2 protein-coding genes and 1 tRNA gene are annotated in these 2311 nt (G+C 28.3%); all 3 read left to right on the forward strand.

Features of this window, described 5'->3' with window-relative positions; translation table 11 throughout:
• Positions 1-75 precede the first annotated feature (75 nt).
• A tRNA-Asn gene (locus AB2369_RS12975) sits at positions 76-150 on the forward strand.
• Between the two features lie 426 nt (positions 151-576).
• The gene (locus tag AB2369_RS12980; RefSeq protein WP_367666891.1) at positions 577-1323 is read left to right on the forward strand and encodes a YdcF family protein; all 747 of its coding nucleotides are present in this window, start codon (positions 577-579) and stop codon (positions 1321-1323) included.
• Between the two features lie 166 nt (positions 1324-1489).
• On the forward strand, positions 1490-2311 hold an 822-nt coding region (locus AB2369_RS12985), incomplete at its 3' end, for a polysaccharide deacetylase family protein (RefSeq protein ID WP_367666892.1).

The following is a 2311-nucleotide window of genomic DNA, read 5'->3' on the forward strand; positions in this document are numbered from 1 at the left end:
CTCAATGGTGGAGCACTCGGCTGTTAACCGATAGGTTGGAGGTTCGAATCCTCTCCACGGAGCCAAATTTAATATTCCGCAGTAGCTCAATGGTGGAGCACTCGGCTGTTAACCGATAGGTTGGAGGTTCGAATCCTCTCTGCGGAGCCAATTAGAATTTTACTACAAGATTACTTGTAGTTTTTTTGCGTTTAAATGTAATTTAGAACCAAATTTTAAATTAGTATTCTTCAAAGATTAAGATTGAATATGGTATGTTTATAGATGTACTACATTATACCTTGAAATAAACCTCAAGCTAACTATAATTTACATCTTATTTAAAAATTAAGGTTAGATACGGTACATCTATACATGAGAGATTATAAGATTCAGATTTCAAAGTATAAATATATTAGTTAGAAGTTGATATAAAAAGATATGAAGAATATGTGCACAGATTTTCTAAGTAAGTTATAATATACATTAAATATATATTTCATTAATAATCCTACACTTTAACTCTACATAGTTAAACTTTTTATATTATTTTTCATTAATAATATTTTTATAGAAAGAATTTTTAAGGAGGATTTTATGAATAGAAGTATATATTTAATAACAGGACTTATATTTATGGTATATTATACCATTTTGACTTTATCTAAGGGTCGAGTTATTTTTAGTGAGTTCTTTCATTTAGTTGGAATAGTATTTTTGCTATATGGAGTTTTTTACAAAATACTTAAGGGAAATAATTATTTTCTTAGGTTTATAAAGGTTGTAGAAATGCTTATTTTTATAGGAGTTATAATTTTTATTTTGGCGGAAGGTTTTATGATAACCACTTCTATAGAAAGGGATAAATCTTCAAGTGATTATTTAATAGTACTAGGGTCAGAATTTAGAGGGGAAGGTTTTAAAGAGAGACTAGATACTACAATAGAATATTTAAGCAGTTACGGTAAGGAAGAGAATATCATAGTATCAGGAGGAGTAGGTCTAACAGCAAGACTAAGTGAAGCTTTAGTTATGAAAAAATTTTTAGTAGAAGGCGGTATAGAAGAGCATAGAATAATAGTTGAAGATAAGTCTAGAAATATTTATGAAAACTTAAAGTATTCAAAAGACATTATAGAAAAATATTCTAATAATAAGGTTAGCAACTATAAAATAAAAGTAATAACTAGCAATTATCATGGTTTAAGAGCTAAGATGTTAGCTAAAAGATTAGGATATGAAGATATTACACTATATACTAGTAAAACTAATTATATTCTTGCACCCAATTATTTTGTTAGAGAGTTCTTTGCTTTAATAAAGTCATTTATTTTTGATAGATAGATGGTGTAATTAAATTTAAACTTTTTATTAATGATATTATAAGATTTTATTAATGATATTATAAGATTATTGTAATTGCTTTGTAATCATAAGTTTTCCATGGTAAATTATAATTTAATTGAGGTTATGATTTTATGGAATAGAATAAGAATGGCGGGGTTAAACAATGAAAAGAGATTTTAAGGAAAGTAATGCTTTAAGGAAGAAGAGGGGAAGAAGGAAGAAAAAGAAAAAATTTCTTATTGCTATTTCTGTCTTATTGACTATCGCTGGAGGAATATTAATTTCTCAGTATGCTATAAATAAACAAAATAAGAAAAATTCACAAAACATTAATGTACAAGCATCTAAGGAAGAAGAAAAAGAATCTAGTCCTAAGGAGCAGAATGAGAATATAGAAAAAGAACCTTCAAACAGCAAGAATGTTAACTCTGAGGGGGAGAAATATGCTATAGACGCCAAAGAAGTTAAAAAAATGGTAGAGGGTAAGAGTGAGAAGGATGGAAAAAAGATGGCTTTTTTAACCTTTGATGATGGTCCATCCACCACAGTAACTCCTGAAGTTCTTGATTGTTTGAAGAGTAAGGATGTAAAAGCCACCTTCTTTTTAGTGGGTAATGCTGTTGATAATCCAAAACATGAAGATTTAGTAAAGAGAATTTTCAATGAAGGACATGCTATAGCAAATCATAGTTATACTCATAATTATAAAAGTCTTTATCCAGGCAATAATACAAATATAGATGCATATATGAATGAGTATAATAAAACTAATGATGCTATTAGAAAGATATTAGGAGAAGATTTTGATACAAAAGTTGTAAGAATGCCTGGAGGTTATATGTCAAGGAAGTATTATAAGGATTCTAACTTACAAGCTCTTGATACAAAATTTGCTGAAAATGATATTGTTAGTATAGATTGGAATTCATTAAATGGAGATGCTGAAGGTAAGAAGAGAAGTGCTATTGAACTAGTAGAAAGAGTT

It is taken from the genome of Clostridium sp., assembly GCF_040797585.1.
GTDB lineage: Bacteria > Bacillota > Clostridia > Clostridiales > Clostridiaceae > Clostridium_Z.